Origin of the sequence: Nocardiopsis sp. NPDC058631, assembly GCF_042716955.1 — a bacterium.
In the GTDB taxonomy this organism is placed as follows: Bacteria; Actinomycetota; Actinomycetes; order Streptosporangiales; family Streptosporangiaceae; genus Nocardiopsis.
In genome coordinates this window covers 26,289-32,672 of sequence record NZ_JBHXQY010000075.1, presented here as the reverse complement: position 1 = coordinate 32,672, position 6,384 = coordinate 26,289, and the positions used below count along the sequence as shown (strand labels likewise).

At 71.0% G+C, this 6,384-nt stretch carries 9 protein-coding genes; 4 read left to right on the top strand and 5 right to left on the bottom strand.

All coding sequences use genetic code 11. The features are described 5' to 3' along the window. Positions 1-540: 540 nt before the first annotated feature. The 3 genes from ACFWTE_RS21970 to ACFWTE_RS21960 all read right to left on the bottom strand — a co-directional run bounded on the left by ACFWTE_RS21970 (position 541) and on the right by ACFWTE_RS21960 (position 2,598). Positions 541-1,059 (bottom strand): pyridoxamine 5'-phosphate oxidase family protein, encoded by a 519-nt coding sequence (locus ACFWTE_RS21970; protein WP_378781561.1) that lies wholly within the window; start codon positions 1,057-1,059, stop codon positions 541-543. Between the two features lie 466 nt (positions 1,060-1,525). Further along, positions 1,526-1,681, bottom strand: a complete 156-nt coding sequence (locus ACFWTE_RS21965) for a hypothetical protein (protein WP_378781560.1) — start codon at positions 1,679-1,681, stop codon at positions 1,526-1,528. An 83-nt stretch (positions 1,682-1,764) separates the two neighbouring features. Continuing rightward, positions 1,765-2,598: an exonuclease domain-containing protein gene (locus ACFWTE_RS21960; RefSeq protein ID WP_378781559.1), complete on the bottom strand. Its 834-nt coding sequence runs from the start codon at positions 2,596-2,598 to the stop codon at positions 1,765-1,767. 150 nt (positions 2,599-2,748) lie between these two features. On the opposite strand from ACFWTE_RS21960, the gene ACFWTE_RS21955 reads away from it, so the two are divergent. After that, complete coding sequence (locus tag ACFWTE_RS21955) at positions 2,749-2,967, top strand: hypothetical protein (protein WP_378781558.1); 219 nt, start codon at positions 2,749-2,751, stop codon at positions 2,965-2,967. A gap of 37 nt (positions 2,968-3,004) precedes the next feature. Continuing rightward, positions 3,005-3,394: a hypothetical protein gene (locus ACFWTE_RS21950; RefSeq protein WP_378781557.1), complete on the top strand. Its 390-nt coding sequence runs from the start codon at positions 3,005-3,007 to the stop codon at positions 3,392-3,394. Between the two features lie 109 nt (positions 3,395-3,503). Here the strand turns inward: ACFWTE_RS21950 and ACFWTE_RS21945 are convergent, their stop codons facing one another. Then, positions 3,504-4,103, bottom strand: a complete 600-nt coding sequence (locus ACFWTE_RS21945; protein ID WP_378781556.1) for a hypothetical protein — start codon at positions 4,101-4,103, stop codon at positions 3,504-3,506. 542 nt (positions 4,104-4,645) lie between these two features. Between ACFWTE_RS21945 and ACFWTE_RS21940 the strand changes: the two genes are divergently transcribed. Continuing rightward, positions 4,646-4,882 (top strand): hypothetical protein, encoded by a 237-nt coding sequence (locus ACFWTE_RS21940; RefSeq protein WP_378781555.1) that lies wholly within the window; start codon positions 4,646-4,648, stop codon positions 4,880-4,882. A 109-nt stretch (positions 4,883-4,991) separates the two neighbouring features. Continuing rightward, a complete protein-coding gene (locus tag ACFWTE_RS21935) occupies positions 4,992-5,585 on the top strand; it encodes an RNA polymerase sigma factor (protein ID WP_378781554.1) in 594 nt (197 codons plus the stop codon). 245 nt (positions 5,586-5,830) lie between these two features. On the opposite strand, the gene ACFWTE_RS21930 is transcribed toward ACFWTE_RS21935, so the two are convergent. Next, the gene (locus tag ACFWTE_RS21930; RefSeq protein WP_378781553.1) at positions 5,831-6,361 is read right to left on the bottom strand and encodes an inorganic diphosphatase; all 531 of its coding nucleotides are present in this window, start codon (positions 6,359-6,361) and stop codon (positions 5,831-5,833) included. Positions 6,362-6,384 lie beyond the last annotated feature (23 nt).

Here is a 6,384-nt window from a genome sequence, read left to right as displayed (position 1 = left end):
ATCCCCGGCCGTTCGTATGGCACAAGACGGCCGAGGAGATCCTCGAATCCCTCGCAGCGTACTGCCGACGAATTAACGACTCAGGACACTAGTGCCGTGGCCGACAGCGTTCGCCCGGGTGCCCTCACGCCGCGATGGGTAGCGATCGGCCTCCCCAGCGAACACCCTCCTCGCGGCTGGGGGTGAGGAGCATCGAGCAGGGTCCGGTTCTACCTAAACTGCACCCCCCGGCATCTGAAGCTATTCACGGGTTACTTTGCCCCCCGCCGTAGCTCTGGGAGAAGCGGGCCCCGTAGCACGCGCGCGAGGCAGGTTCAGCGGGTGCCCGGACACGATGGCCTGCGCACGGCACCCGGCGACAGGATCGGCGCCGACCCGGGCCGAACCCGTTCGAGGGAGCGCCACCGTCGTTTGCGGCTGGTGCCACGTTTGTTGACGGCACCCCTGGTTCGCGGGCGCCTACGTGATCCGTCAGGCATCCTCACCCTGTGATGGTGACCGGTGCTGGGCCGTCTGTCACGCGGCTGTGGAGTCCAACGGTCAGTGCTGGAAGCGGTAGCGGGTCTGGCTGTACGACTCGCCCTTTCCGAAGGCGAATCCGACCTTGGGGTCGATGCGGTACAGCAGGACCTTGCCCGAGCGGATGGTGTCACCGAGGCCGTGCCAGGTGCCGTCCGGGCTCGTCAGCAGGTCGCCGTACTTGGCCTCGTAGGCGTCGGCGGTGGTGCTGCGTTCTGCCGGGTCGTGCACCACCTCGGCACGTCCCTCGATGGTGATGTCCAGACCGTCCAGGACGTTCGTGCCGGTTGTCATGACGCAGTGGTGGTTGCTGTTCAGGTTGTGGGTCTTGCGTTCTTGGTCGCCGGTGGCGAAGTACAGGGCACCGCTGGTCCAGACGGCTAGCAGCGGTGTCACGTGGGGTCGGCCGTCGGGGCGGACGGTGGACAGCCAGAACAGTGGGGCCTGCTGGAGCTCACGCAGGGCGGTCGGCCAGGGGGTCGCGTGGGCGCTGGATTCGCTGAAGGGGCCGAGTTCGGTAACCGGGTCACGGTCGGACATGGAAGCTCCTCAACGGGTCGGGTCCCATCCTCCCCTCTTCTGGGTGGGATAGGGGCGGGAGGTGGCTTGTCAGACCACTGTGCCGAAGCCGTGCGGTAGTCCGGCGCACGCCGTCGGGGTCTCCTGGGCGCGTATCGGTGCTGCCATGGGGATGACCAAGCAGTCCGTGCGGCCCGGCGCCTCGCACGGTTGTCAGCCCGAGACCTCGGGACGAGTCCGGCCCGGAGTTCATCCACGCGTGCGAGGCGGTGATCCTGTTGGCCTCCGGGCTCGGTGTGTCTCTGTACCCGTGGGAGGGCCCACGGTGAGGACGGCGGGCCCAGCCTCTTCGTCTCTTCTGCACAGAGGCCTCTGGGCGGGACCCGCATGTGCCGGGTGGTCGGATCGGAGCCGTCCTGGGAACCGGTCGACCCGGTTCCCAGGACGGTGCTCCCGACGGCGGCCACGGGTTCGCGGGCCATGGTCGTCAGCTGCGCTTCCGGTTCTGGATCCACCCCCAGACGGCGGTGGCGACGAACAGGATCGCGCCGATGACGGCGAGCCAGACCAGTCCCTCGACCACCGCGCCGAGGATGGCGAGAACCAGCCAGATCACCAGCAGTACCAGGATGAGATAGACCATGTCGCCCTCCGAAGATGTGCGTTCTGTCAGGGGGCGTACCCGTTCGGCGAGGTTCCGCACCTCACAGGACGGGGGAGCCTCTCTCAGGGCCAGGTGCCGTCGACCACGGTCCCGTGGTCGGGCTTGTTGCGGTCCATCCACGCCTGGCGGTTGCGGGCGTAGGTGAGGGCCCAGTCGACCTGGCGCTGGTGCAGCTCCGTGAGGTCCGCCGAGGCGAGCGCCGGGTGGCGGGCGCCGATCTCCTCGGCCAGGGCGAGGGCGGCCGAGGCGTCACCCGAGGCCGTGTGCGCGTCGGTCAGCTGTACCCCGTAGTACTCGCACGTGGCGCCCAGGTTGCGTTTGCCCTTGCGGTAGGGCTCCACTCCGCGGTCGATCACCAACGGGTCCACCAGGGGTGCCGGAGGGCCGCCCAGACGCTCCTCCAGGGGAGTCAGGCCGTGCCGCCGGAGTTCGCACGAGAGGACCCGGAGGTCGTACGGGGCGTTGAAGACCACCAGTCCCTGGCCGGCGGCGAGCTGCCCGGCCAGGGCCTGGGCGATCTCCTCCAGGCACTCCGCGGCCGGGCGCCCCTCGGCACGTGCCCGCTCCGTGGTGATGCCGTGGACCGCCACGGCGCCCGCCGGGATCTCCCGCTCGCCGGGGTTCACCAACCAGGTACGCGTCCCGCCCTCGCGGTCCACGAGCGCGGCCGAGACCAGGAAGGCCGTGTCGGGGTCGCGCGAGGAGGTCTCGGAGTCGAAACCCAGCAGAGGGGTGGTGTGCCAGCCGGTGTGGTCGCCGCGGGAGGGCGGTACCGGGTGCGGTTCGTGCTCGGCGCAGTAGGTGCGCCAGCGGCCGTCCCCCTTGACGACGACGCCCTCGCCGGTACCGACGGTGACCTGGCAGGTGGTGCATCTCCCGGGGTAGCGGTTGCGCATGTGTTCCTCTCGGCCGGATGGTCGGCACTGCCGTGAGCAGCGACGACGACCCATCGTAGAGCGGCTCTGCGACAGTCGGAGCGGGGGTGGTGGGGGCGTTGCTGATGGGACGCGTGTGTGCGAAGGCCTTCTTCTGGGGAGGGGAAGGGCATGAGTTTGGAAGAGGCATCACGCCAGCTGGAAGCAGCGATCCACGACGCCAGGGTTTCCTTCGACTGCATTCTGTTGGAGGAGCTGGACCGCGCACACACGAACGCGATCACCGCGAGAGCCGCCGTCGACGCGGCGGAGCAGGCCATCAGGGTCGAGTTGGAGAGACAGGAGGCCGCCGGGGAGGAGACGAGCGAGACGTCCGAGGCCGCCGACTGACCCACCACTTAATCGAACATATTTTCGAAAAAAGGGTATGCTGAGTGGCATGCCCGATCAGCCGCTGACGCCGGACTGGCCCGCGAGTGTTCACCCGCCCGGGTCGGACTCCTTCGAGCAGACCGCCCTCGTGTGGCTGTTCGACCACGTGCCCCCCGACTACCGGCTGCACGGTGTCCTGCGTCGTCACCCCGTCGCCCTCTCCCGGCTGGCCCGCCAGTACGTCTCCGCGGCACTGGAGGCCGCCCGGGAGGGGTACCGGACCGCACGGGTCGACCTGCGCGACCATCTGCCCCCGCACGCGCTCGACCAGGTGATGAGCGCCTACCTCGCGGAGGGCCAGCGCATGGCCGGGGTCCTCCGTGCGGTCGAGGCGGTCGACACCGCGCTCCGTGCGGGCACCGGCGAGCGGGGCGCGGGTGAGTGAGCGGTCCCGCACGGGGCCGCGCGAGGGCGCGGCGCCCACGCCCACACGGCCCGGGAACGGCCGACCCGGCCCGGAGGCCGTGGCGCTGACGGGTGCCACGTGCACCCGCTCAGGCGGTCACCCGGACCACGACGGCCACCTCGTCACCGGTGTTCACCAGGAAGTGGTGCCCGGGCCGCCCTCCGGGCGCTCCGACCACACGGGCCCGGCCCTCGGACAGCTCCGACGCGGAGCGCATCTGCCCGTCGGGTGCCGACGCGATCAGATGGGCGCGGCCGCTGACCAGGTAGAGGACCTCCATGCCGTGTGGCACGTCGGAGCGCTCGGCCGGGCCCGCCACGAAGCTGTTGGGTTCGAGCGCCACCGTGGTCACCCGCAACCGGCCGCTCGCGTGTCGGCGGGCGGCGTGGGGCGCGGGCTGCCAGTGGCCCCGACGGGTCGGCCACAGGGCGGGCCGGCGCAGTGAGGTCGCGGCGCCCCGGGCGGCCGACACCAGGCGGCCCAGGGTGGGCAGGCGGCGTTCGCCCAGGTGGGCGTAGCCGGAAGGGCGTCCGGCGTCCACCACGTCGCCGATGCCCTCCAGGGAGACCGGGCCGGTGGCCACGGTCCGGGATTCGGAGGGGCGCCGGGCGGCGGGGGCCGCCACGGCGGAGACCGGGGTGTCGGACGAGGGGAGAACGGTGGTCGGGGCGAGAGTGCGCTGGGGCATCGTGAGAAGATCTTTCACGTGTGCGCGCCCGGATATGCGGGAACGCGCGGATGTCGTCAGTGGGTCCCGGCGGGCCGGGCAGCGGGTGCGGGGTCCCCGCGCACGTGCGTGGAGACGTACATCACCCTGTGGGATGCGCCCCGTGTCCGGACCACGCGGTGAGGTGGGCGGCACGGAGGGGCACGCGCTCGAGCGGCGGCGTACGGAGACGCCTCAGAACCGGCTCAGCGACGACAACACGGACACGCCGCACAGGCCAGGTGGCAGGAGGCCCCGGGGGCCGTGCGAGCCGTGGCGTCGGTGCGGGTGCGCGGATACATAGGTGTAAGGACACCAGCAAAGTCCGGGAGGAGTCAAGCCATCTTCGGGAATCGCGCGTGTCGGCCACCTCACCCCGGGGGTCCGGGGGTGTTGCGGGCCGGGCCGCGCGGTGATGACATGTGGAGCCCGAACACGGCGTGCGAACACCGCCGGAACGGGCACCACCCCCCAGCCGTAGTGACAGGAGCGGCCGTTATGGCATCCGCCCCGAGAAGGCACAGTTGAGCCCCGAGACACCGGGGCTGTGGGCGCGTGTGCTCGTACGCGCGCTCGTCGTCGCGGCCGCCGCGGTGATGGCGCTCGGCTTCCTCGGGCCGGGCGCGGCCGTCCTGGTCGCCGCGCTGACCGTGCTCACCTTCGTGCTGCTGTGGTTGCGCGTACGGAACCGGAGGCCGTCCCAGGCCCTCCTCGGAACCCCCCGGCCCCCCGGACCACGGCGTCCCCGGGACGGGGCCTGAGGGGAGTCCGCGTCCCGGTCCCTTCGGTTCGACGGGCGGGGGGCGGTAACGGCACGTCTTTCGACAAAGGGGGAGGCACCGTCTCCCATGCCGCGTACATTCTTGGTCTATGACGGACCAGGATCTCCTCCACGCCCTGCGCTCCAGTCGCATACCGTCGTCCGACGCCTACGCGAGGCTTCTCGACGCCTACGGGGAAGAGCTCTACCGGCGCTGCATCCTGGTCCTGCGCGACCGCGACGCGGCGCACGTGGTGCTCAGGGACACGCTGATCGCCGCCCGCGCGCACATCGGCAGGCTGGCGGACGCCGAGCACCTGGGGGAGTGGCTGCACGCCATGGCGGAAGCGGAGTGCGCGCGGCGCCTCGCGGCCGACCTGCGGGCCTTCGCGCAGGGCGGGGACGGGATGTCCATGCCCGAGAACACCGCGCTGGTGCCGGTCCGGGTGCTCAACGGGATGAGCGGGCCCGAGCTCGACGGGTACCGGGCGCACGTGGCCGCGCGCGCCGACCACTTCGACCGGGACGGGTTCCCGGTACAGCCCGAGGGGCCGCTCCGCCTGCGCGGGATGGTGCCCCTGATCCCCGCCGCACTGGTGGTCGTGTGCGCCTTGCTGTTGGTCGCGCTCGCCGGATTCGTGCTCGCCAGGGACCACGCCCCCGCGTCCGCGCCCGGCGAGGCGATCCCGCAGAGCAGACGCTGACGGCGTTCCTCCTCGGTGGCCCCGCCCCAGCTGCGCGCCGCACCCTCCCCGGCGAACGCGGGTCCGGCGGCCCCGCGCCCCGCGCGTTGTCCACAACCCCTACCGGGACGGGCCGAACCGGGGTTTCCTGGATACAGGGGGTCCCCGGGGCCCGACGGCACCGGTGTGCCCTCGACGACGGAAGGGCCGGTGGGGTCGTCCCTACCGGCCCTTCCGTCAAGGCAGCCGAGTCGCGTGGCAGACGCCTACTTGTTGCCCTCGGTGTCGGAGATGTGCGAGCTGTCGCCGTGCATCCCCGCCTCCTCCGCACGCTTCACCGAGGCCACGATCTCCTGTTCCGCCTCGTGGCGGCCCACCCAGCTGGCCCCCTCGACGGACTTGCCGGGCTCCAGGTCCTTGTAGACCGTGAAGAAGTGCTCGATCTCCAGGCGCTCGAACTCGTTGACGTGGTGAATGTCACGAAGGTGCTCCTGGCGCGGGTCCGTCGCCGGAACGCAGAGCAGCTTGTCGTCACCGCCGGCCTCGTCGCGCATCCGGAACATGCCGATGGCGCGGGCCCTGATCAGGCAGCCCGGGAAGGTCGGGGCCTTGAGCAGGACAAGAGCGTCCAAGGGGTCACCGTCCTCGCCGAGTGTCCCCTCGACGAAACCGTAGTCCGCGGGGTAGGTGGTGGAGGTGAACAACATGCGGTCGAGACGGATGCGCCCCGTCTCGTGGTCCACCTCGTACTTGTTTCGCTCCCCCTTGGGGATTTCGATCGTTACGTCGAATTCCATGCTGATCTCGGCTCCCAATGCGA